Below are 23138 nucleotides of genomic sequence, written 5' to 3' on the forward strand. Positions count from 1 at the left end.
GCTTGCGGGTCGGCGGCAACCTCGGCGCGGCCGACGTTTCCGTCGCCTCTGGCGCGATCATCGAGGGTACCGGCACGCTCGGCGGCCTCAGCATCCGAAGTGGTGGCCGCTTGGCTCCCGGCTACGACGCGATTGGTACGCTGTCGGCTAACGGCAACGTCCTGTTCGAGGCAGCCTCGACCTACCAGGTGAAGGCGGACGCTGCCGGCCACAGCGACCGGATCGTGGCGGGTGGCATCGCGACGTTGCGCGGCGGTCTCGTCGACGTGCAGGCGCAGGCCGGCACCTACCGCGCAAACACCACCTACACAATCCTCGACGCCGCGGGCGGCGTGCAGGGGCGGTTCGCCGGCGTGACCGCGAATTTCGCCTTCCTGACGCCGTCGCTGACCTATGCGGACGATGCCGTGCAGCTCCATCTTACCCGCAACGACCTCGGCTTCGACACCGCCGGCGCGACCTTCAACGGCGTCGGCGCCGGACGACGCGCGCAATCGCTCGGCGCCGGAAACGCCGTCTACGACGCGGTTGGCCCACTCTCCACCGCCCAGGCCCGGCAGGCCTTCGACGCGCTTTCGGGCGAGGTCCACGCCAGCGCGGTTACAGCCCTCGTCGAGGCCGGCGGATTGGTGCGCGAGGCGATCCTCGACAGGATGCGCTGGGCAGACGGCGCCGGGCTCACCTGCACGCCGGCCGGCTCCGGCCTGCCGGCCGAGCGCGCGCCGGTCGCCAGGGTGCCGCTCAACTCCGTACCCGAATGCGGCACCGGCCTCGGACCCGGCAGCCTCGACCAGCGGGTCGTCGGCCTTTGGGGCCAGGGTTTCGGCAGCTTCGGCCGCACTGCCTCGGACGGCAACGCGGCCGCCCTCGGGCGCAACACCGCGGGCCTCGTTGTCGGCGGCGACGTGGCGGCGAGCGACATGATCCGCGTCGGCGCAGCAGCCGGCTACACCGACACCGCGCTCGACGTGCCGCTGCGACTGTCGCGCGGCAACGTCCAGACCGGGTTCGGGTCGGTCTATGCCGGGATCGGGCTGGGCGCGTTCGACCTGAGGATCGGTGGCCTCTACGGCGTCAGCGACACCGAGACCCGGCGCGACGTCGCCTTCGCCGGCTTCCGCGACAACACTCACGCCGCCTACGGCGGCAGCGTCGCGCAGGCGTTCGGCGAAGTCGGCTACCGCATGGATCTCGCCGGCCTGACGCTGGAGCCCTTCGCCGGCGGCGCAATGATCCGCGTCGGCCAGGACGCCTTCTCGGAATTGGGCGGCGTGGCGGCACTGGCCGGCGCGGCGCGCGACACCACCGTGACGACCGCCACGGCGGGCATACGGGCGGAGGCGCGGATCGACGGCTTCGTCGGCGGCTTGCCGATCCTGCTGCGCGGGCTCGTCGGCTATCGCGGCGCCTTCGGCGATGTGACGCCAACCGCACTTCTGGCCTTCAACACCGGTGGCGTCTCGGCCCTGACCCGCGGTGCGCCGGTCGATCGCAGCGCGGTGGTGATGGAGGCCGGTCTCAGCTGGGTCGTTCTGCCTACCATGACCGTCGGGCTATCCTATGCCGGGCAAGTCGGCAGCCGTGCGCAGGACCACGGGGCGAAGGGCAACGTCACCTACCGCTTCTGATGCCGCCACCATGCGGCAGAGGGGTTCTGTGCGATGGGCTGGCACGATCAGCAGACCTTGGCGCGATGCCGGCACCGATCTCGCCCGGATCATGGATCAGTCGGGGCACTGCGATCCAAGGACCGTTATCGATCTAATCCACAGTGCGAACGTGTTCCAGGGGCACTCGGGGAGCTGATTTTGTAGTTTGCGCCTATCAAACGAAGTTCATACAAATTGGCTGCCGATTTTGACCGTAGTGTTGCATCGTGGTTATCGCCTATTTGATGACAACCGTTCAAGTCCCTGATTTAGAGGGGACTACCATGTACCGAAACATCACTGCCGTTCTTATCGCCTCGTTCAGTTTGGCCGCCTGCCAAACTGCTACGCCGGGCCCGCAGCAGACAGCTGTGTTCCAAGAGGACATCGCACGCCTTCGCGCCGATCGTGACGCAAGGCGCATCTCGTATACGGAGTGGGCAGAGCGCACGGGGGCTGCGGTACGGGCAACCGTGACGCTCAGCCCCGATCAGGAAGCCGCGATCACCTACCGGACGCAACTGGCCCGACGCGTGGATGCCGGTGCGATGACGCCGCGCCAGTTCGAACGCGAGAGCGCTCGTACCCTGGAGCGCGTGAGGGCGAGCAAGCAGGGCGCCTGAGGTCGAACAGACCCTGCACGGGGCGTCATCGTTCAGTTCTGGGCGTCGCTTGATACCGTCTGCAGGCTGGCAGCAGCCTTGACGATGGAGAGCACGCTGCGGCGCGTCACCTTGTCGGAGATGGTGGCGAAGGTCTGGACCAGTTCCATCACATCCGGGTCCTGAAGCAGGTTCTGGATCGATTCCTTGCCATCGGCATTCTCAGCCGGATCGTCAAAGAAGGTCGAGACCGGCACGCCGAGGAAGTCGGCGATTGCCTGGAGGCGGGCGGCGCCGACGCGGTTGCGGCCCTTCTCGTACTTCTGGACCTGCTGGAACGTGACCCCGAGGGCCTGAGCGAGAGCGGTCTGGCTCAGTCGTTGGGCTGTCCGATACGCCGCGATACGGCTGCCGATCGAGCGGTCGCCATCGGTGGTGAGCTTCGGCGCATGGGTGAGGGTCATCTCGGCAGTTGCTTTCAGGTGGGAGGAAGCCGAGCCGGCGTCGCTGCCATCCCGAACACAACCTAATACGCATTGCGTGCGATTGAGTTTCAAGGATCAGATCAATCCTGGGTTGCAAAAACGGCATAGCTCAGTCGTTATGTCACCCCCCCCTACACAAGGGGACTGGGCGTCGGTCACGTTGGCTCGCATCATGGAGCGCATAGCAGGGGAAGCCCTCGAACCGTCTTCGCGGAGTTCCAGCGAGAACTTATTTATTTTATTGTTTGCGAGAGGAAATGTATTGCACAAATTCGATGCAAGCAACTCTATCTTTAAAAAGAATAACACCTTGAAACGCATCTAAAATTTCAGATGCTTGGTTCAGGCTTTGCATCCGATCTGCGTTGTCGAGCAAGCGACTCACATCCATATTAAGCGCCTCAGCGATACGTTGGAGTAGGTGCGCTGATCGAAAACGAGTCACGCTCATATCATTCGCTCTAGTTCAACCAGCGGCGCATCAGGGACGATGATACATCTACCGTCGACAGGGATCGTGTAGAAATACGAACGATACCTAATTTAGATACATACTTTGGCCAAGCTGATCCTTTGCGATGCGGCGACCCACATGCGTCAGGCTTTTTGAGAGTAACTTTTCGAGTATCTCGTCTTGAATACCTTTTGCTATTTTGTGGGCTGCCATTAGATTATCCGCCGCCTCAAAAAGCATTTCATTCTCATTTGGGCTGCCTTGTGCCTCGGAATGCTGTCGCGCGATAAATTTACGGATGTTGAAAAGTATTGTTGCCTGTCGACCTAAAGCCTGTAGGCCGGCAATTTGCGTTTTTGTAAGTCCTTCGACGTGCGGCTTCGTATCGAGAACGCATAGGGTGCCGACCCCGTAGCTCGCATCCAAACGTAACGGTACACCGGCATAGAAACGGAGGGAGGTATCTCCGGTTACGAGCACATTATCACGGGTCCGTAAATCGCTTGTCAGGTCATTGATGACAAGTGCGTCAGGTTCGGCGAGTGCATACGCGCAGACGGAAAGCTCAATCGGGGTCTCATCGACTTCGCTGCCGATCCGCGACTTGAACCACTGCCGATCAGCCGCCACCAGAGTGATGTTCGCAACTGGAGTGTCGCAGATGATGCGCGCAAGTTCGGCAAGGTCGTCGTACGACTGCTCCGGTGTCGTATCCAATATGTTGAGGCTTCGAAGATCGTTCAGGCGGTCGGGATCTAAGATAACTGACCAGGGAGTTCTGCCCACTTGATCCACTCCTTGACCGCGCGAAGCGCCACGTCGGGATGTCACAACCTAAGAACGAACTCAATGATGATAACTACTAAAGGTTGCGTTTGGGGGAGGTTCAAGATTCGTTTCGGTTAATTGCCCAAAGCTTTGGGAGCCCAATCGCATAGCGGGCCGCCGGCCAAGGATGGAGTGAGGTTAGGATGCGGCCTCGGCGTTCTCGACCGCGGTCCTGCCGGCGACGCGATCCGCCTTCCTTTCGGGACCCCTCCTTGTCGCGAGGCGACCGCCGCCCTGCCGCTCGGCCGCACTCAGGGACAGGCACGGCCTCGGACGGCCGCCCCCCCGTCGTCGCCGGTGCGCGCCCCCCCCGGAGAACAAGGCGCCCGTAAACGAGCCGAAAAGCTTCGGCGTGCCGGGAAAAAAGGTGGCGATGAGCGCCCCGGCGAGCAACGGCACCACCATCATGCCGCCGGGCACGGCCTCGATCGCCCGCTTGATCGGGATCTGCATCTCGGGCTCCTCCCTGCGCAATTTGCGCAGTTTGTCTATAAAGTCCTTCAAATCGCGCGGCCCCAATCGTTCGACTGTCACGACTGAGACACCGCCGACATCGTCGAACGTCCGTCCTTGGCATGACCTAGCCGGTGAAGCTGTGAGACGATGTTTTCTTCAGAGGGGCTGCCTAATGGTTGGGATTGGCGCGGGTATGCCAATCACCAATTGCCAGACGCATGTCCGCTTCTTTGATCGCGCATCTCAAAAGCGGACCGGCAGAAAGCCACCCAAACCGGCCGTCAGCGTCTGCCGTGTCGACACCCTGGAAGCGGCCTCTCCGAGGGCGCACACAGCTGCGGGCTGTCACGGTACGACTCATTGCGCAACCTGCTTTTGCGAACAAAGACCGGTCTCTCTGTTCAATTTCGTATACTATGAGCCTGCGCCGTAAATCGTGTAGTACGATACAATAGAAGCATTTTTAGAAGGTGGGCGGGGAACAAGCGCTCACCACTTCGCAGGCGGATGGGCCAACGCAGCGGAAACGGTGCGGGCGGCGGCTCTCGAACGAATAAGCGTCTCCTGGACCGAGGATGCGACGTTCGGCGTCAACCGTCACCTCTAGGCGCCCCGACAGGACGATGCCGCCCTCCTCACCCTCGTGGACCAAGGGCACCCGGCCGGTATCAGCGCCAGGGTCGTAGCGCTCCTTCAGCAGTTGCAGGCTGCGCCCAAAGAGGTTGTCGCCGACCTGCCGAAAAGAGATCGGCCCCTTACCAATCTCGGTCAGTTCGTCGGCCCGGTAGAACGCCTTGCGCGGGCGCTCCGCCTCCACGGCGAAGAACTCGGACAGTCCAATAGGAATGCCGTCGAGGATGCGCTTGAGGCCGCCGACTGAGGCTTCACGCCGTTCGATTCGATGAGCGAGATCGTGGAGTTCGGCACGCCAGTGCGCTTGGCGAGCGCCCGCTGCGAGAGCCCATGGCTTGTGCGGACGGTGCGCAGGCGCGCGCCGAGATCGATGCTCATTAAGAACCTCGCGGTCGTCCCTCGGGCGGATCACCCTGTTAGGGATGTTCAGGATTCACGAACATTGCCTCCGCCGACCCTATCTTTTCAAGGACATCGTGGGGAAAGAAAAGGACTTGTTCGTTTTGCGCAATCGGCGCCTCCTCCGGGTCCATAGACGTCCCCACGGGAGGATCGCCATGGATCACCATCACGCCGCCAACGCTCCCGGGCTCGACGCCTACTGGATGCCGTTCACGGCCAACCGGCAGTTCAAGGCGGCCCCCCGCCTTCTCGCCTCGGCCAAGGGCATGCACTACACCACCACCGGTGGGCGCAGCGTCCTCGACGGCACCGCCGGCCTCTGGTGCGTGAATGCCGGGCACGGGCGTCAGGGCATCGCTTCGGCGGTCGAGCGCCAGCTCACCACCCTCGACTTCGCCCCCTCGTTCCAGATGGGCCATCCGGCGGCTTTCGACTTCGCCGAGCGCCTCGCTGCCATCGCGCCGGGCGGCCCGGAGGCTGGACTCGACCGGGTGTTCTTCACCGGCTCCGGTTCCGAATCGGTGGACACCGCCTTGAAGATCGCGCTCGCTTACCAGCGCGCTATCGGCCAAGGCACGCGCACGAAGCTGATCGGACGCGAGCGCGGCTATCACGGCGTCGGCTTCGGCGGCATCTCGGTGGGCGGCCTCGTTAACAACCGTCGCGTCTTCCCGCTGCTGCCGGGCGTCGATCACCTGCGCCACACCCATGACCCCGCGCGCAACGCCTTCTCGAAGAGCCTGCCCGCGCACGGGGCGGAACTCGCCGACGACCTCGAGCGCTTGGTCGCCCTGCACGGGGCCGAGACCATCGCGGCCTGCATCGTCGAGCCGGTGGCCGGCTCCACCGGCGTGCTGCTGCCGCCGGCGGGCTATCTGGAGCGCCTGCGGGATATCTGCGACCGCCACGGTATCCTGCTGATCTTCGACGAGGTGATCTCCGGCTTCGGGCGTCTCGGCACGCCCTTCGCCACGGATTACTTCGGCGTGGTCCCAGACCTCGTCACCGCCGCCAAGGGGCTCACCAACGGCGCGCTGCCCATGGGCGCGGTGTTCTGCAAGCGATCCGTCCACGACGCCCTCATGCACGGCCCCGACGCCGTGATCGAGTTGTTCCACGGCTACACCTATTCGGGTCACCCGGTGGCCTGCGCGGCGGGCCTCGCCACTCTCGACATCTACGCGGCCGAGGGGCTGCTCACCCGCGGGGCGGAGCTGGCCGAGGACTGGGCCGGCGCCATGCACGACCTGCGCGGCACGAAACACGTCATCGACATCCGCACCATCGGCCTCGTAGCCGGCATTGAGCTGGCGCCGCGAGTGGGTGCGCCCGGCTCACGGGCCTACGACGTCTTCGTCGACTGTTTCGAGCGCGGCCTGCTCATCCGGGTGACTGCCGACGTTATCGCCCTGTCGCCTCCGCTCATCATCGAGCACGGCCAGATCGATACCATGGCGTCAATGCTGGGCGACGCTATCGCCCGAGCCGCCTGACCTCTCACCCGTCAGGATTCTTGATACCTACCACGATGTCCCAACTTCATTGGTAACCAGCTTCTCGCGAGCACTTTTTTACCGGCTTAATCGACAACAGGTCCCAGCCTCGGTCGTAGGCTTAAAAGGTCCTTGCGGAACTTGGCATCGAGCCGCTGCATGAAGTGCTCGGCGCAGCACATATGGTCGTGCATCTCACGGCGAACAGCCTCGGCGTCCTCGGCGCGGAAGGCCGTCACAAGGGCGCGATGGCTGGCGAGGTTATGGTCTCCGAACGCCTCGTGCTCGGTGAGGCTGTCGCTGCGGAACTCCACCAGGTCACGAAGCAGGCTGTTTAGGAACCGGCACATGAAGGCGAGGAGCGGATTGTCGCTGGCGTCGCACAGAATATCGTGGAAATCGACCTCGACCACCCGGCCGAGGCCACGCCCATCGCCGGCATTGGCAGCCTCACCGGCTGCGATGTTCTCCTCAAGGCGACGGAACTCCGTCTCGCCGAGGCGGCCGACTACGCTGACGCCGAGCGTCACCTCCAGGCTGCGTCGCAGAGCATAGACCTGGGCGAAGTCGAGTTCCTGGAAGTGCAGGAACCGGCGCAGCTGCTGCGCGGCGGCATCCACAGAGATGGGGCGGATCTCCGGGCCACCGTTGGGGCCGGACTGCATCGTCACCAACCCCTGGACCTCCAGTGCCTTCAGGGCCTCGCGGATCGTGCCCTTGGCGCAGCCGTAATGCTGCATCAGGGCGCGCTCGTTCGGCAGACGGTCGCCGGGCGCCAGACGCTCGCGGGCGATCCGGTTGCAGAGATCCTCCGCGATCTGGTCCGACAGCTTGATCCGCCGCATCGGCGTAGGCGGGCCTTCCACCGCCGACCTGCTCATCGGTTGGACCAGCTCATCGCGGCGTCCAGGCCACGTCGGCATCGAGGGGGAAGATCGGGCGGGCGAGTTTGGCGAACGGGAACAGCCCGTAATCGGAGCTGGTGACGCCCCGGCTCGCACATTCCACCACCGCCCGGGCGATGGGCTCAAAGACCGGCCGGCAATACATCCGCGACTTCAGGATCAGCACCCGGGTTGCTGCCGGGTCAAGGCCGGAGGCGGTAAAGACGCCGAGGTCCCAGGGCTCGTGTGGCTCTTCCGTGACGAGGACGCGGGCCGCACCTGTATCTAGTACCGCCGCCCGCCCCATGCGGCAGCGCTGGCCGGTATAGGTTGGGCCGGTGATGACATACTCGCCGTCGCCCAGGGCCGTCACCGTCCCGGCGAGGTGGAGGGGGGGCTGGCGTTCGAAGCCCGGTAAGGCCACGCGGTTCCCGAGGCCTAGTTCGATCCGGGCGCCGACGCCCGCCGCGTGCATGGTCGCGACGGCCTCCGGATCGCAGATTGGGCCGGCGAGGATGCCGTCCATCCCGGCTGCTAGGGCAGCGGCGAGGACGTCCATTACGTCGCAAGTGCCGCCCGACATGCAGTTGTCGCCGTGGTCGAGGAGGAGCACCGGTCCGTCGCCCGGCCCTGACAGCGCGGCCTTTGCCGCCGCGATGGACTCGGGCAGCGGCACCTCCACGTAAACGAAGTCCTCGCGGGCGCCCCAGAGCTCGGCCGCGAGGTCGCGGGCCGCCGCATCAGCGGCCCCTTGCGTCTCCGCCGTGACCGTGACGGAGACGCCGGCCTCGGAGAGGTCGGCCAGGCAGAAGCCGCCGAAGATCGTCGCGGCGAGGACGCCCGGGCGGGACTCCGCCGCCCGGGCGGCGGCGACAGCCGAATACATCGGGCCGGGCACGCGAGTGTCCATGCGTAGGGTGTGGGCGAGCATCGGCGGATGGACCCAGGCCCGGCGCGGCGCCAAGCCCCCATCGAGCATGCGCCCGACGATGCTGGCGACGAGCTCGCCCGTTTCGGCCATGTCCACGTGCGGATAGGTCTTGAAGCCGGCAATCGCGTCGCAGTTCGCTACCATGCGGTCGGTGATGTTGCCGTGGAGGTCGAGGGCGACGCCCAGGGGTACGCCGGGCGCCAGGGCGCGGATGCGGGCTAGAAGCTCGCCCTCGCCGTCGTCATGGTTCTCCGTCACCATCGCCCCGTGCAGATCTAGGAGGATGGCGTCGCAGCCTTGCCGAATTGCGTTGAGGATCGCCGCGCTAAGCGCCTCGAAGGCTGCGTCTGCCACCGGGCCGCTCGGGTTGGCATGGGCCAAGACCGGCACCGCAACGGTGGCGCCGCGCACTTCTGCGAAGCGTATGAAGGCGCCGAGCGCCGTGGGGCTGTCACGCCCCGCCATAAGGGCCGCCTCACCCCAGAGCGGGTTGAAGGCGGCCAGCGGGGTCGCCAGGGGCGAGAAGGTGTTGGTTTCGTGGTTCACCCGGGCGGTGACGATACGCATGCGCTTCGAAGCCTTGCTGGGGTTCGGGATCAAGCTGCGGGGGACTGGCGGGCGTCGTAGTCGAGCATCGTGTCGCGCAGGACCTGCGCGCCGACGGCGCATTCGGACGGAGCGGTGGATTCGGCCAGGTTGTGGCTGAGGCCACCGGCGCTCGGCACGAACACCATGGTGGTGGGCACCAGGCCAGCGACGTGGGCGGCATCGTGCCCCGCCCCCGAGACCATGTCGCGGGTGGCGTGGCTGCCCTTCTCGGCTGCGCGCCGAACTGAGGCGATGCAGCCGGGATCAAAGGCCACGGGGGCGGTTCGCGCAATGGACTTCAGGCGGGTCTCGAGTCCGAGCTTGGCGCCGATGCGCGCCACGGCCGCTTCCAGGGCCGCCTCCATGGTGTCGAGCACCGCGTCCTGCGGGTGGCGCAGGTCCACTGTGAGGAAGACGTGGCCCGGGATGACGTTGTTGGAGTTCGGCGTCACCGTAAGGTGGCCGATGGTGCCGACCGCGTCGGGGGCGTGCGCCCGGGCGGTGGCATCCACAGCCTCTACTAGGCGGGCGGCGCCGATCAGGGCGTTGCGCCGCAACGGCATGGGGGTCGAGCCTGTATGGGCGGACTGGCCCTCCAGGGTAACCTCGTACCAGCGCATGCCTTGCACGCCCTGCACCACACCGATGGTGGCACCTTCCGCTTCCAGGATCGGTCCCTGCTCGATGTGCAGCTCGAACATCGCCCCGCACGGCACCGAGCCGGGCGCTGCGGCGCCGCGATAGCCGATGGCGTCGAGGGCCGCGCCGAAGCGGGTGCCGGCGCTGTCCTGGCGTGCCTCGGCCCAGTCGACGGCATAGATGCCCGCATAGACGCCGGAGCCCAGCATGGCGGGAGCGAAGCGTGCGCCTTCCTCGTTGGTCCAGTTCACCAGCAGGAGTGGCGCCTCGGTGACGTAGCCGGCCCCGTCGAGTGTGCGCAGTACTTCGAGCCCGGCCAGCACGCCGAGCACCCCGTCGAACTTTCCGCCAGTGGGCTGAGTATCAAGGTGGCTCCCCAGCGCGATCGGCTTCAGGTCCGGATTCCGGCCAGGGCGCAGCGCGAACATGTTGCCGACCGCATCCACCGTGAGGGTACAGCCCAAGGCCTCGACCTGGGTCCGCAGCCAGTCGCGCACCCGGCGGTCCTCATCGCTCAGCGTCAGGCGGGCGATGCCCCCGTCCGGAGTGGCGCCGATGGCAGCGGTCTCGGTCAGGCTGTCCCAGAGGCGCTCGGCGTTGATGGTGAGATTCGACATCGGTACCCCGGACTCCGTTCGGCTCACGCCGCCTTCACGCCAAGGAAGCGGTCGCGCGCCGCCTCGTCGGCGACGAAGTCGGCATTGCCGGCCGCGTAGGCGACGCGGCCGAGTTCGAGGATGTAGTGACGGTCGGCGAGGCTCGTGCAGACCGCGAGGTTCTGCTCCACCAGCAGGATCGGGACCCCGGCGTCGCGTATGACCCGGATTTGGGCGACGATCTCTTCGACGATGACGGGCGCGAGACCCTCCACCGGTTCGTCGAGCATAAGGAGCTTAGGCCCGGTGAGGAGGGCGCGGGCAATCGACAGCATCTGCTGCTCGCCTCCCGAGAGCTGCGCGCCCCCGTTGCGGCGGCGTTCCTCCAGGCGCGGGAACATCGTGAAGATCTCCCGCATGCCCCAGGGCGACCCCTTGCGCACGGCGATGGCTAGATTCTCCTCGACGCTGAGGAGGCTGAAGATACCGCGATCCTCCGGCACGAGGGTAAGGCCGGCCCGAGCGATGCGGTGAGCGGGCCAGCCCGCTACGTCGTTGCCGCGGAATCGCACCCGGCCGCCGCGCGGCGGGAGGAGGCCGCTGATTGCTTTCAGCGTCGATGTCTTGCCAGCCCCGTTGCGCCCGAGCAGGCAGACGATTTCGCCGTCGCGAACCTCCAGACTGACGCCCTGGAGGATGTGGCTTTTGCCGTAGAAGCCCTGGACCCCGTCCAGGCTGAGGGCGACCGGGCCGCTCACGAGGCGTGCGCCTCGGCGGGCGTCAGGTCGCCGGTGATCATGTTGCCGAGATAGGCCCGGCGCACCTCCGGGTCGTCGCGGACTCGGGCCGGCGACCCCTCCACGAGCACGCGGCCGGCACGCATCACCGTCACGGTATCGGAGATGTTCATGACGATGCCCATGTTGTGCTCGATGAACAGGACGGTGTGGTCGCGCCCGAGGTCGCGGATCAGCGCCGTCATCGCGCCTATGTCGTCGATGCCCATGCCGGAGGTCGGCTCGTCGAGGAGGATGACCTTCGGGGCCGCCGCCATGGCCATTCCGACTTCGAGGCGCCGCTGCTGGCCGTGCGAGAGTTCGCCGGCAGCGCGTAGGGCTACCCAGGTAAGGTCGAGGCGTTCCAGCATCTCCTCTGCCATGGCCAGCGCCGGTCGGTTCGCCTCGGCTCGGCGCCATGGGGCCAGTGCCTGCCAGGGCGTCTTGCCCTGCGCGGCCAGCCGTAAGTTTTCACGAACACTGAGCGTCGGGAAGAGGCTGGTGACCTGGAAGGAGCGGGCGAGGCCGAGGCGCACGCGCTCGTGGTCGGCGGTGCGGGTGATGTCCCGGCCGGCGAGGGTGATGCGCCCGGCCGAGGGCGTGATCCGCCCGGTCAGCGCGTGGAACAGGGTGGTTTTGCCAGCGCCGTTCGGGCCGATGATCGAGTGGACGCTGTTCTCGGCGATGCGCAGAGTTACGTCCTGCAGGGCGACGAAGCTGCCGTAGCGGACGCCAAGTTCGTCGGTGGCGAGGATCGGCGCACTCATCGAGCGACCTCCGGTGCGCGGCCAGTCTCGACCGCGGGAACAACCGCCGCCACAGGAGCAACTTCGAGGTTCGCTACCACCGGCCGGTCGGGCGTGGGGTCGTCGGGCGGCGGCGCCCGGGTCACGAGGGCGACGGCGCGCTCGATTAGGCCCCAGAGGCCCCGTTGCAGGAACAGCGTGATGATGATGAGGAGGAGCCCGAGAAGCAGGAGCCAGCGCGGCCATATCGCCGACAAGGCGTCCGCGGCGAGCAGGTAGGCGCCGGCCCCGAGGAGCGAGGCGAATAGGTTCGCGCTGCCGCCGATGATCGTCATGATCAGCAGGGTCTCGCTGGTGTGATAGTCGATGTTCGAGAGGGGCGCGACGCCGATCAGCATGGCGTGGAGCGCACCCGCGAAGGCGGTGACCGCGCCGGAGATCGCGAAGGCCGCGACCTTGAAGGCGCGCACCGGGTAGCCAATCGCCCCGGCCCGGCCCTCGTTGTCGCGGATGGCCAGCAGGGTGCGCCCGAAGGTCGAGAGTGCGACCCGCTGCAGGGCGGCGAAAAGCGCGAGAAAGAGCACGGCCACGAAGGTGTAGTAGGTCCATGTATCGGCCAGCACCGTGCTGGCGAAGCGCGGGCGCGGGATGTCGAGCAGGCCATTGTCGCCGCCGGTGACGCCGCTGAAGGTGTAGGCCAGGAAGTAGAACATCTGCGAGAAGGCCAGCGTCAGCATCACGAAGTAGACGCCCTGGCGCCGGATCGAGACCCAGCCCACGGCGGCCGCCACCAGAGCTCCCAGGACCAGCGCCAGCAGAAGCATGACAGGGGCCGGCAGACCGGCCCGGACAAGGCCTAGCCCGGCGACATAGCTGCCGAGGCCGAAGAAGATGCCCTGGCCGAAAGACAGGAGGCCGGTATAGCCCAGCAGCAGGTTGCAGGCAGCTACCGCCAATCCGTAGATCAGGATCTCGCTGGCAAGCGTACCGGAACGCATAGCGAGAGGCAGGATCAGCACGGCGGCGACCGCGAGGCCGAACTGCACCAGGGGTCGGTCGAGGAAAGAAATCATCGCCTCTTCCCCTTAGGCTCGGCCGAACAGACCGCGCGGCATCGCCATGATGATGCCGGCCATGCCGAGATAGATGACCAAGCGTGCGCCCTCGGGCCACAGGGTGGCCATTAGGCTCTGGGCGACGCCGACGAGGATGCCGGCCGCGAGCGCCCCGACGTAGCTGCCCATGCCGCCGATCACCACCACGACGAAGGCGATGCCGAGGGCTTCGACTCCCATGAAGGGCTCGACGCCGCGGATGGGGGCGGCGAGCGCTCCGGCCAGGCCAGCCAGCCCGGCGCCGAGCGCGAAGACGGCAGTGTTGATGCGCAGGGTATTGTAGCCGAGCAGCGCCATGTTCGACGGAGATTCCGACCCGGCCCGTACGATGGCGCCAAGGCGCGTCCGATCGAGGAGCCACCATAGGCCAGCTGCCAGGATCGCCGTGAAGCCGATCACGAAGAGGCGATACTCTGGGTAGACGAAGTCACCGAGGATCATCACTCCGCTGAGCGAATCCGGTGGGGGAACGTTCCCGCCGATGGGCCCCCAGATGATGATGACCAGCTCTTGCACCACAAGGGCGAGCCCGACGGTGACGAGGATGTGGAAGGTGTGGGGCAGTTTGTAGACGCGACGCAGGAGCAGCCGCTCGGTGAGGCCCGCCAGGACAGCAACGACGAGAGCGGCGAGTGGCATTGCTACCCAGAAGCTCAGCCCACGTTCGACGCCTTCGTAGGCGAGGTAGGCGCCGAGAAGGTAGAACGCCCCATGGGCGAAGTTCACGAATTGCAGAAGTCCGAAGATGATGCTCAGGCCCACCGCCAGGAGGAAGTAGAGCATCCCGAGCCCAAGGCCGTTCAGGATCTGGAACAGGTAGGTCACGAGGTTTCCCGTTCAGCCAAGGTGTCGTTCGCTTCGCAAGACGCGGCTTCCTCTCCCGTCGCCAGCAAAGGGTGGCCCGCGTCGGAGGGTCGATTCTAGGCCACGCGCTATCCGGAGAGGTCGCACTAACCCGCATTGCACGTGGGCCACTCTCACCGCGAAGGCAGGCGTGATTGACGTTCAGCCGTTACGTCATCTTGCAGCCGGCGGCCTCAGGCGAGAGGAACGACTTGCCGGACTGGATGACCTCGGCGAAATCGTCCTTGTCCTTCATGGAAGACTTCGCCTTGCCCTTGAGCAGGTAGTAATCCTTGATGACCTGATGGTCGGCGGCGCGGATCTCCTCCTCGCCGGTGAGGCCAGAGTAGTGCATCCCTTCGAGCGCCTTGATCACGGCGGGCCCGTCGGCGCTGCCGGCCTTCGTGGCCGCATCGAGGAGCAGCTTGGTGATCTGGTACGAGCCGGCGAAGGAGTAGTTTGGCGTCATCTTGGTGGTCTCGCGGACCTTGGCCACCAAGGCCTTGTTCAGGGGCGAGTCGATGCCATGCCAGTACTGCGCGCCAAAGTAGACGCCCTCGCAGAGGTCGGCGCCCAGGGCTTCGAACTGTTCCAGGCCCGAAGCCCAGGCGAGCACAATCGTCATGCGCTTCTTCAGGCCGAAGCTGACGGCCTGGCGCAGTGCATCCGAGGACTGCGAGCCGAAGTTGAGGAGCAGCAATACATCGGGCTTGGCCGCGATGGCGTTGGTAAGATAGCCACTGAACTCCTTCTCGGCCAGCGAGTGGTAGCTGTTGCCGACGTGCTCGATCCCCTTCTCTTGGAAGACCGCTTTGGCAGCGCTGAGGAGGCCTTCGCCGAACACGTATTGCGGGGTGATCGTGTACCATCGCTTGGCCTGTGGCATCTGCGCGATGAGTGGCCGCACGGTCTGCGCGATGGCGCCGAAGGTCGGCACCGTCCAGCGGAAAGTGCCGCGATTGCAGTCCGATCCGGTAATCTCGTCAGCGCCGGCCGTGGTGATGAAGACGCCGTCGGACTTCGATGCCTCTTTGCCCATCACTAAGGCCTCGGAGGAGAGGATGCCGCCGGCGAAGAGGCGCGTACCCTGCGCCATCGCCTCCTGCATTTTGCGGGCGGCCGGGGCCGGCTTGCCCTCGGTGTCGATGTCCGCAATCGCGACTGGGCGACCGAGGAACTTGCCGGCCTCCTGCGCGGCGAAGGCGGCGCCGAGCGAGGCGTACTTGCCATTGGCTGCGAAGGCGCCGGAAATTGGCAACGGCGCACCGATGACGAGAGGCCCGTCTGCGGCCCTGGCCCCGCGCAGGACCCCGTACATTGGGAGGCCGGACGCCCCCAGGGCGGCCACGAGCGAGGTTTTCAGGAATTGACGACGATCATGCATTCCATCGCTCTCCACTGGGCGTACGAGCGTACTATCCGAACTATACGCATAGAATGATAATCGGATGTGGTCGTCAAGGGACCCGGAGTTGCTGCGATGCATGACGAAATGTTGCGTTGCGGCGGGCCGAATGGGAAGCAAATGTCCGAATTTTAGGCAAATACCCTCAGGAGCAGCGTAACTAGGCGGCGCTCTGTGCCTTGACCAGGACGGACAGGCCGGTCGCGCGGGTCAGGCGACGGCGCTCGGCCCCAGACAGGGTTGCATCCAGTAAGAGCTCACCCAGCGGAAGAAACGAGGATCGCACGAAAGTGGCTTCGGCGCGTCACCGGACGACCCTTCCTCTGCATCAAGAAGGGCGCAGTATTCTTCCGTTGCGGTGGTGGGTTTCTTCAGGTCGAAGTCGGCAGCCGGACGCTGATCAATGACTGGCTCACCTACCAACGCGACTTCACCACACGATACAAGGTCGTGGTCGTGCAGCCGGGATACTGGAGGTCGCAAGCCAATGAGAACCACCTCCCGATTCTGGGAGCGGTGAGCGGCGACCTCATGACGACCTATCGAATTGGGTTCGAGTTCTGGGCCGACGAATGATCTGCCGAAGGCAACGGACGCGGACTGCTTAGCTGACGTCAGTGCAAGCGACGGTAGATGCCGGCGAATTCCACCAGATGCGACGGCAAACGCAGGCCTGCCAAGCGTTCTGTATTGCAGTGCAACATAAGTCGGGCGCGGCCGTTGGACTGACGCTACCCTCGCATCGCCGAGTGAGGGACGGCATCGGACCAGACGCCCGCCGGGCGAGGTCGCGGCGCTGCCTCCTCGAAGGTCATCCCGATGCGTTTCGCGCCAACCCTCGCGACAATGGTCCTCACCCTTGCGCCGTTACCGGCGCTCGCCTCCTCCTGCGCCGAGCAGATTGGCACCATCGAACGCCGCCTCGACAGCGCCGGGGCCGTTCAGGTCACCGGCCTGCAGGATGGCCATAGCCTCCGGACAGGCTCGCCCCGGGGCAACACCATCGCCCGCCTCGACGCCCCGAGCGACCCCGACACCGTCTCTACGGCCGACCACGTGGCCCAGGCACGCGTCCTCATCGTCCGGGCGACCGGCGAGGATCGGCGCGGCGACAAGCGCGGCTGCGAGAACACCATGACAGAGGCCAAGGGTATGATCGGCGCCCTGCCCTAGTCTCCAACCGCCGGTTCGGGACGACCCGGACCGGCATCCCACCCTTACGGGAATGCCAGTCATGATCGGACCTGCCGAGATCGAGGACATGCGGCTCGACCTGGCCGACGCACAGCGGGCGAGGCCCCGCGACGACGTCGACCCGGATGCTACCCGCCGCTGGGGGACTGTGGCGTCGCCGCCGCCGACCGACGTTGAACACCCCTTCGCCGTCATCGACAGACATCCCACCGTCCCAAGTTCGTAGCGTTTGACTTTACGTGTCACTCGCTACCCAGCGACTTGCACTGGGTTCAGCCAATGGTGCGTGCATCGGTGCTTGTCCCACCCAGTGGTTAGCCTCACCTACAGCCGCACGGACAGGCGAGCATACGCATCACGACCTGGGGCCAAAGGGGTTTGCTGCTTCACGCCATCGGCGAAACTTGGCTCCCTGCCCGGAAGCGGACATTCCGCCTCCAACCCGGAAAAGGTCTTCAAAAAAGGCCTCCCGGATTGGTACCTGCCTGACCAGAAGTAGTCCTTCTAACGTTAAAGCGGCGAACGCTTGTAGCAGAGATGGGACCAAACCGGTGTTCAGTGTCTTCACAATCAGCGTCGTCTACGATGCTCGACTCAATCGCAAGCGTGCGACCTCGCTTGGTCCGATCTCAAGATAGAAGCGGATGGCATCGTCGACCAGAGCGTCGGGCGTGACACCCGCCGCCTTCGCGGCCCGAGTGACCTTGAGGCCAAGTGCAAGATCGACGCGCAGGTCGGCACCCTGGCTCGGCGAAGACGATGCGGCGGTCGGAACAGGTATGGCCGCAGCGCTGTTCCGCGACTCGAGCTTGCCAAGCTTCGCCTCGCGACGGCCCCGGTGGACGAGAGCGTCGGCGCGCTCGTTGAGACGGTCACCGGCATGTCCCCGGACCCAGGTCCATTTCACGTCGCGCGCTGCGTTCAGTTCGTCGAGGCGCTTCATGAGGTCGACGTTCTTCACCTCACCTGTCGTCGAGCGCCAGCCTTTCGCCTTCCAACCACGCATCCACTCGGTTACCGACTTGACCACGTACTGGCTGTCGCACCGCATCTCGATCGCGGCCCCGGCTGGGAAATGCTCCAGGCCTTTGATTGCAGCTGTCAACTCCATGCGGTTGTTGGTCGTGGTGCCAGGCTCTCCGCCGCACAGCTCGACCGTGCCGTCGAGGGCCGCAACGACGACTCCCCAACCACCTGGCCCGGGGTTAGGATCGCAACCTCCATCGGCATAAACGATCGTTCGCATCGTGGCGTTAGTCCTTCCGTTTTGGGGATGTCGAGGAAAGGCCGCCAGCGATGCTCGAGATTGGCTGACAGATGGTTTTTCTACCTCGGGGCGGGTACCGCCGAGAGCGGTGAGCTGAGCAGCATATCTTACACTCATGACGCGCCGGCGGCAGGGCGGCTGTGCTGCTCGCCACTCTGGAAGCGGATAAGATCGAATACCTCGACCAGCTCGGCAGGAGCTACGGCGAGGTACAGGGCACCTCGTGCAGGACGATCGACGCGATCCTCGCCGAAGATTGGTACGGCTCCGGCATCGGCGGGCGTTGGGCGGTTGGCGCCCTCGGACTTCGACGAGACCAGGCAGCAGCGGCGTCGATTGGAGGATGGTGGGGCCTGAAGAGGATGGAACAAGCGATGGCCACCACGGCGGAAAAGCGACAGGCTTTCCGTAGCCTCCATGAGAGCGGCTTCTTCCTGCTACCCAACGCCTGGGACTGCGGCAGCGCGGTTCGGCTTGCCAAGCTCGGCTTCAAGGCCATTGCCTCGACGAGTGCGGGTGCGGCCTGGGCAGCTGGTAAGCAGGATGGGGAGCTCGGCTTGGAGGCCGTCCTCGACCACTTGAGGATGCTTGTTGCCAGCACCCATCTTCCGGTCAACGCGGACTTCGAGAACGGCTTTGCCGATCGTGCCGAGGATGTTGCGCGAAACGTTGCCCTGGCGGTCAACATGGGTGTGGCGGCCCTGTCGATCGAGGATTGGTCCGGAACCTCGATGTACGAGACAGATCAAGCCGTCGAACGGATCGCTGCCGCGCGCATTGCTATCGACGCCATTGATCCCACGGTCATGCTCGTCGGTCGCAACGAGAACTTTCGTGTCGCCGACATGTCTGTAAGTGCCAGCATCGATCGCGCCGTCGCCTATGCAGATGCTGGCGCCGACTGCCTCTTCGTACCTTTTATCCTTGATCACGGCGCCGTCGCGGAACTCATCGCGGCGGTCGCGCCGAAGCCGGTCAACGTCGTTGTGCAGCAGTACGATGAGGGCATCTCGGCGTTCGCCGAACTCGGGGTCCGTCGTTGCAGCGTAGGTGGAAGCCTTGCCCGAAAGACCTGGGCAGCTTTCGATGCAGCTGCGCAGACCTTAAGGCGCTACGAAGTTGGTGATCGATCTTGATGGTCACGACCCCAAGGTCTACGGAAACACCCGCCCCCGCGGAACACTTGGTCAAACGGACCCAGAGCGTCTGTCGCGCGAGTGGTCCCCCTATTCACCAGGTTCTCTCGCGACGTCATGAACGCGTGCCTAGTAGCGATGCGCTGTCCGCCAGAATTCCCAGCATCGCCACTCAGACCGTCACCGCGGCTCAGCAGATCAAGCTGACGCAGTTCGCCAGCGATACGGGATTCGAGCGCGACGTTACCTCGGAGATGTGGGCGAGCGTGCCATCGGAGCGTTCACCGAACAGCAGACTCTCCGGGGTATGTAGGGCCGTCACTCCGTTCTGCATGGACATCAAGCCTTACAATGAGCGATCTAGCTGCTGGCCGCACCGCCGCTTTCATCACTCCTCAACCATGCGGCGCCAGGATGGCGCTATGCTGAACCTCTCCCCTCCCCGCGCCATCACGTTTCTTCTCTCGCTTGTACTGATAGGGCTCGCTGTCGCCAGCCTCTACCTGCGTGTCCCGACGATCGGCGCTACGGTGGTAAAGTTCCGGACGTGGTTCTTCGTCGGCGCATACGTGGTGCTGGCGCTCGGGGTGGTTTCAAAAAGCCTCTGACCATCAGCGGTCATTCATTTCTTTTAGACGATGGTTAGCAGCAGCTAGAAGCTGGCACCTGATGGTGAACCCGCTTCTAGCTGCTGCCGTTGCTGGCTTAGATCAGCGAAGTTGGATGTGTGAGGTTGTGTCGGACTGATGCCAACGGTGTTTCTCGATTGCGACGGCGTACTTGCCGACTTTGATGCCGGTGCCACCGAAGCTTTTGGAATGCCGCCGGAAGAGTTCGAGCGACGCTTCGGCCTGAAGCGCTTCTGGGGCAAGCTCGCCTCGCTCGACAGCTTCTTTGGCGTGCTCCCGCTGCTACCGGATGCCATGGAGTTGTTCGAAGCCGTCCGGCACCTGAAGCCAATCATATTGACTGGTCTCCCGCGCGGGAAATGGGCCGAGCCGCAGAAGCGTCTCTGGGCGGAACGGCACTTCCCTGGTGTCGAGGTGATCACGACAAGCGCGGCGTTGAAGCGCGAGCATTGCCATCCTGGCGACGCGCTGGTGGATGACCGGGAGAAATACCGACATCTGTGGGAGCAGGCAGGCGGTCTGTTCATTCACCATCGCGATGCGCAAGGATCGGTAAAGGAGTTGCGCAAACACACGTTTATCTAGAACAAAGGCCGCATTTGTGCTGACTGATGACTAGACACAGATAACTTGAGCGTCATATAATGTGCACTCGCCATTGGCGCGTTTTGCGCCGCTGAGCGTGCGATTTTCAGGATCTTTGCATACATGAAGCGCCGTAGCGCGCGACCGTTCACGGTCGAAATCAAGCATACCCGTACATCTCGGGTCTCGCTCTTTGATGCTACGGCACCTACCCGAGTGGGCCAAAGTGTCTGGGGTGCAGAACTGGCTACTGCAGCGGACACGGCTACCGAGGTTCAACCTACTCCTGTGCCGCACGCCGAGCCTGCGCGGGTTGAAATGCCGGCTCGGCGTGTGTTGCCGAGCCTTGTGCCGATGTTCGCGATGCCAGTGGAGCCAGAAACCCCGGAGGTGTGTAAAGCACCTGCTGAGGAGCGGTTGCCGCGGGTACGGCGGGTGAAGCCGTCCGCCAAACGTACAACGACTCTGGCAAAAGCTGGTGCAGCCAAGCCGGTCGCTGACGAGGCGCAGACGCAGCGGCAGACTACCCTTTCCGCTGTTGTTGCTATCGCTGAAGCTGATCCCGCTGTCATCGCGCAGCCCAGCTTAGCGCAGGTGCGTTCCGCACGGCGTACGCAGCAGGCTGCCGCCTTGCGGCCCGGCGAACGCTGGAAGCGCAGGCTCCCGCGAGCCCTCTGGTAATTTGATAGCCTTGGTTCCAGCGATAACTGACCCTCCTGAAGTTCAGAGCTCAAGGAGCACGGATAGCTATCGAAGTTGGCGAACAAGGCGGCCTGGTGGAACTCACCAAGGGTGGACCGGCCGCTGACTGGATCGCGCTCATGGCGCTCGCCCCCGCGTCCTGAAGCAGCTGCACTCTACAACTTCCCATACCTGCGACAGCCTACTACGAATGTTTTGGCGAAAATCCGCACGCCGTCGCTGAAGTTCTCGACCCAGCCGTGAAGCTCGCTGACAGCCAGCAGCGGAGCGGTTCATGGCAAGGTTTACGGGTCGGGCGTCGGGTATCCGGTTCATCCTCAGTGAGAGCCGCAAAGGTCTCATGCTCGGCGTCCTCGTCGCCCCTGGCGTTGCCGGCGCCGTCGGGATCATGCGGGGGCGAGGTCAGGACAGCCTTTTCACGATTACGCCAGGGCAGATGCCAGCCTGCGACAGCGCGCTGAGCCGGCGCGGTCTGCGCGACACGATCACGAACGCGCCGGGCGCCAGGCTCATCGGCCTGACCGTGCAGAGGGTCGATGCGGTCAGCGAACTCGCTTCCAACCCAAGTCGCACCCCCGACCAGCGCGTCTGCATCGCGACCGTGTTCACCAACGCTGGTCGCAAGCTTGTCGGCTTTACCCTGTTCTGGGCGAACGCGGCCAAGGACGACGTCTACCTCGAGCTGCCCGGCGGCATTGACTGATCGGCGGGAGCCGGAGACTGACAAGAGAGTCCGCGTTACGGAGATTGTGTGGGTGAGAGCGCCGGTCGCCTGTATTAGTAAACAAAGCGGTTTCCCAAACCTGATTGGGCCTCGCCCAGCCGCTGACTTCGAGTCAGGTCCAAGGCACTGAGAGAATTATTTAATGGACTGGTTCGAACGACTTACCGGCTTCCCCGAGGGCGACTATGCTGAAACGCAGGCTCGGCTCTCTGTCGTTGATGGGTGGCTGCGGTCGAGCGAGACTCCACGCACCTACGCCGTCGGCACTTTTGAACTACCCAGCCTGTCTGAGCTGCGCCTCCGAGCTCAGGCAGTCGACCTGCAAGGTCGCCTGAAGCTGTCGATCGCAGAAGGCGACGTGCGCCGGATGCACCGGCTGCCGGAGAACCGGGGCGCTCTGTTCCAGGTCGCCTCGCAGTTCAACATGCTGGAGATGGTCCACGAGGACATCACGCCCGAGCACGGCGTGACCGGCTACGCGCACGATGCCACGCAAGGGCCGGCCTGCGCCATGGCGGCGGGCGCGGCCACGATCTACCGCAACTACCTCGTGCCGGTCGCCGGCGGCATCGGGCAGACGGCCGACCGGCAACTCGATGGGCTCGCCGACCTCGGCCACTGGCTGACGCGCCACCTCGGCTTGGACTTTCGTAAGCTTTGGCGGACGCAGAACGGCTACGCGCTGGCGACGGCGGACGGTCTGGCAGCCATCGGTGGGCTGCTGCGCGAGGCCGATCCCACAACGCTCGACACCTTGCGCGGGCTGCTGCGGATCGGCGTCCAGTGGGAGGTCGAGGTCACCGATGGGCCTTCCCCCGGCCCGCGCGTCAGCCAAGCGTTCTGCTCGGCCCTGCCGGTCGCCTACTCGGCTGTGCAGGCCTCGGCCTGGGCGCCGTTCGCGCGATTCGTGCTGGAGGCGGCCTACGAGGCGACGATATTAGTTGGCCTGCTCAACGCCGCTCGCGGCGGCTCACGGCGCGTGCTGCTGACTCGGCTCGGTGGTGGCGCGTTCGGAAACAACGACGACTGGATCGATGAAGCTCTACTACGGGCCTGCCGACTACGAATCGAGTCGGGGCTCGATGTGGCGATCGTGAGCTACCGCCGGCCTTCTACGCACCTCGTGAACCTAGTGCGTAAATTTGAAGCTTCAAACTTGTCCAAATCGGGCTCGTAAGTCGCCCATCGTTCGAAACTCTAACCTCCTCAATGCGCCATAAGCGGAAGTTGGTTCGGCCCCAACAAGCGGACGTTCCGGTCTCGACCCAACCCGGCCGCCTGGATCGCTATGCGCGCTTCCGATGAGCGGCCATTCGTCGGCCGTCCGGCAGCGTCGGCTGGGGGTGGGTGTGTCTCGGAGCTGCCAGTTTGAGGAG

20 protein-coding genes and 2 pseudogenes are annotated in these 23138 nt (G+C 64.9%); 9 read left to right on the plus strand and 13 right to left on the minus strand.

Translation table 11 applies throughout. From position 1 onward, the window contains the following. Together FV226_RS19475 and FV226_RS19480 are read left to right on the plus strand one after the other, a co-directional pair. Positions 1–1628 (plus strand): autotransporter domain-containing protein (locus tag FV226_RS19475; protein WP_187278800.1); only part of this gene is annotated, 1628 nt, incomplete at its 5' end. Positions 1629–1933: 305 nt separating this feature from the next. Then, a complete protein-coding gene (locus FV226_RS19480; protein WP_147764186.1) occupies positions 1934–2272 on the plus strand; it encodes a hypothetical protein in 339 nt (112 codons plus the stop codon). A 32-nt stretch (positions 2273–2304) separates the two neighbouring features. Here the strand turns inward: FV226_RS19480 and FV226_RS19485 are convergent, their stop codons facing one another. The 4 genes and pseudogenes from FV226_RS19485 to FV226_RS19505 form a co-directional block, all read right to left on the minus strand. Continuing rightward, positions 2305–2808, minus strand: coding sequence for a helix-turn-helix domain-containing protein (locus FV226_RS19485; protein ID WP_246691656.1), 504 nt, complete (start codon positions 2806–2808; stop codon positions 2305–2307). A 466-nt stretch (positions 2809–3274) separates the two neighbouring features. Continuing rightward, on the minus strand, positions 3275–3976 hold the full coding sequence (locus tag FV226_RS19490; protein ID WP_187278801.1) for a GAF domain-containing protein: 702 nt from the start codon (positions 3974–3976) through the stop codon (positions 3275–3277). 351 nt (positions 3977–4327) lie between these two features. Continuing rightward, positions 4328–4471 (minus strand): annotated as a pseudogene (locus FV226_RS19500) (2-keto-3-deoxygluconate permease); the annotation flags it as partial. Positions 4472–4937: 466 nt separating this feature from the next. After that, a pseudogene (locus FV226_RS19505) lies at positions 4938–5485 on the minus strand (cupin domain-containing protein). Positions 5486–5664: 179 nt separating this feature from the next. On the opposite strand from FV226_RS19505, the gene FV226_RS19510 reads away from it, so the two are divergent. Beyond that, a complete protein-coding gene (locus tag FV226_RS19510; protein WP_147764188.1) occupies positions 5665–7002 on the plus strand; it encodes an aspartate aminotransferase family protein in 1338 nt (445 codons plus the stop codon). 86 nt (positions 7003–7088) lie between these two features. Here FV226_RS19510 and FV226_RS19515 read toward each other — a convergent pair whose 3' ends face one another. From FV226_RS19515 to FV226_RS19550, 8 genes are all read right to left on the minus strand, one after another. Then, positions 7089–7847 (minus strand): FCD domain-containing protein, encoded by a 759-nt coding sequence (locus FV226_RS19515; RefSeq protein WP_246691657.1) that lies wholly within the window; start codon positions 7845–7847, stop codon positions 7089–7091. A 49-nt stretch (positions 7848–7896) separates the two neighbouring features. After that, positions 7897–9384 carry a M81 family metallopeptidase gene (locus tag FV226_RS19520; protein ID WP_147764190.1) on the minus strand — a complete coding sequence of 496 codons (1488 nt, stop codon included), beginning with the start codon at positions 9382–9384 and terminating at the stop codon, positions 7897–7899. A 29-nt stretch (positions 9385–9413) separates the two neighbouring features. Next, positions 9414–10661, minus strand: a complete 1248-nt coding sequence (locus FV226_RS19525; RefSeq protein WP_147764191.1) for a Zn-dependent hydrolase — start codon at positions 10659–10661, stop codon at positions 9414–9416. Between the two features lie 23 nt (positions 10662–10684). Beyond that, positions 10685–11398 carry an ABC transporter ATP-binding protein gene (locus FV226_RS19530; protein WP_147764192.1) on the minus strand — a complete coding sequence of 238 codons (714 nt, stop codon included), beginning with the start codon at positions 11396–11398 and terminating at the stop codon, positions 10685–10687. Beyond that, on the minus strand, positions 11395–12183 hold the full coding sequence (locus FV226_RS19535; protein WP_147764193.1) for an ABC transporter ATP-binding protein: 789 nt from the start codon (positions 12181–12183) through the stop codon (positions 11395–11397). Before FV226_RS19535 ends, FV226_RS19530 begins: the two co-directional genes overlap by 4 nt. Continuing rightward, on the minus strand, positions 12180–13235 hold the full coding sequence (locus tag FV226_RS19540; protein WP_147764194.1) for a branched-chain amino acid ABC transporter permease: 1056 nt from the start codon (positions 13233–13235) through the stop codon (positions 12180–12182). The genes FV226_RS19535 and FV226_RS19540 overlap by 4 nt, the downstream gene beginning before the upstream one ends. A 12-nt stretch (positions 13236–13247) precedes the next feature. After that, positions 13248–14102 carry a branched-chain amino acid ABC transporter permease gene (locus FV226_RS19545; RefSeq protein ID WP_187278802.1) on the minus strand — a complete coding sequence of 285 codons (855 nt, stop codon included), beginning with the start codon at positions 14100–14102 and terminating at the stop codon, positions 13248–13250. 187 nt (positions 14103–14289) lie between these two features. Beyond that, positions 14290–15504, minus strand: coding sequence for an ABC transporter substrate-binding protein (locus FV226_RS19550; RefSeq protein WP_147764195.1), 1215 nt, complete (start codon positions 15502–15504; stop codon positions 14290–14292). Between the two features lie 840 nt (positions 15505–16344). Between FV226_RS19550 and FV226_RS19555 the strand changes: the two genes are divergently transcribed. Then, the gene (locus FV226_RS19555; RefSeq protein WP_147764196.1) at positions 16345–16698 is read left to right on the plus strand and encodes a hypothetical protein; all 354 of its coding nucleotides are present in this window, start codon (positions 16345–16347) and stop codon (positions 16696–16698) included. A gap of 601 nt (positions 16699–17299) precedes the next feature. Here the strand turns inward: FV226_RS19555 and FV226_RS19560 are convergent. Beyond that, positions 17300–17965, minus strand: coding sequence for a ribonuclease H (locus FV226_RS19560; RefSeq protein ID WP_147764197.1), 666 nt, complete (start codon positions 17963–17965; stop codon positions 17300–17302). Between the two features lie 161 nt (positions 17966–18126). Between FV226_RS19560 and FV226_RS19565 the strand changes: the two genes are divergently transcribed. The 5 genes from FV226_RS19565 to FV226_RS19590 all read left to right on the plus strand — a co-directional run bounded on the left by FV226_RS19565 (position 18127) and on the right by FV226_RS19590 (position 22939). After that, the gene (locus FV226_RS19565; RefSeq protein ID WP_210246526.1) at positions 18127–19122 is read left to right on the plus strand and encodes an isocitrate lyase/phosphoenolpyruvate mutase family protein; all 996 of its coding nucleotides are present in this window, start codon (positions 18127–18129) and stop codon (positions 19120–19122) included. A 125-nt stretch (positions 19123–19247) separates the two neighbouring features. Beyond that, positions 19248–19730, plus strand: coding sequence for a hypothetical protein (locus FV226_RS28715; protein ID WP_246691658.1), 483 nt, complete (start codon positions 19248–19250; stop codon positions 19728–19730). Positions 19731–19868: 138 nt separating this feature from the next. Continuing rightward, positions 19869–20336 (plus strand): hypothetical protein, encoded by a 468-nt coding sequence (locus tag FV226_RS19575; protein WP_147764198.1) that lies wholly within the window; start codon positions 19869–19871, stop codon positions 20334–20336. 1042 nt (positions 20337–21378) lie between these two features. Then, a complete protein-coding gene (locus tag FV226_RS19585) occupies positions 21379–21741 on the plus strand; it encodes a hypothetical protein (RefSeq protein ID WP_147764200.1) in 363 nt (120 codons plus the stop codon). A 163-nt stretch (positions 21742–21904) separates the two neighbouring features. Further along, positions 21905–22939, plus strand: coding sequence for a hypothetical protein (locus tag FV226_RS19590; protein WP_147764201.1), 1035 nt, complete (start codon positions 21905–21907; stop codon positions 22937–22939). The last annotated feature ends 199 nt before the right edge of the window (positions 22940–23138 follow it).

The organism is Methylobacterium sp. WL12 (genome assembly GCF_008039475.1).
In the GTDB taxonomy this organism is placed as follows: Bacteria; Pseudomonadota; Alphaproteobacteria; order Rhizobiales; family Beijerinckiaceae; genus Methylobacterium; species Methylobacterium cerastii.